Raw genomic sequence first — 500 nt, 5'->3', positions numbered from 1 at the left:
CCGCTGACCCCGGCCATGGTCTCGGCCATCTGGGAATTGGCATCGGCGCTCGACGCCGCCCGTATCCCCTCCGAGGTAGACAACAGCGTCTGGCTCGAGGTGCCCTCCCGGCTGCTGCGCGGCGAGGACGGGCGCAGCGATAATGTCTGGCTGCGCGAGTGCCTGACACGCCTGACTGGCGTACAGCTCAGTGGCGAGTGGCGCGGCGATCCATGGGGCGCGGTCTTGCTGGCTGAATGGAAAATTACCCAAGGTGGCTCAATGGTGCGGGCACTGATCCCGCCCGCAGGCGTCCATGCCCTCCGCAGTCCGCAGAACTTTGCCAAGATCGAGGCCCGCGCAGCCCACAGTCTAACCGGCCACGGCCGCCAACTTTATGTGCTGCTTGCTGACAAGAAGCGTTTGGGGCGGCCGTTCTGGACCTTCACCCTGGACGAGCTGCGCTCCCTCATGGGGGTGGCCGACAAGAAGTCCTACGAGCGTTGGAATAACTTCCGTCA

At 64.8% G+C, this 500-nt stretch carries 1 protein-coding gene; it reads left to right on the top strand.

The features are described 5' to 3' along the window. Positions 1 to 15: 15 nt before the first annotated feature. A partial coding sequence (locus CK240_RS18105; RefSeq protein ID WP_135059018.1) for a replication initiation protein occupies positions 16 to 500 on the top strand: 485 nt, incomplete at its 3' end.

This window comes from Paracoccus salipaludis (assembly GCF_002287065.1).
GTDB classification, from domain to species: Bacteria; Pseudomonadota; Alphaproteobacteria; order Rhodobacterales; family Rhodobacteraceae; genus Paracoccus; species Paracoccus salipaludis.
Note: the sequence above shows the minus strand (reverse complement) of the source record. Positions and strands in the feature narration are given on the sequence as shown.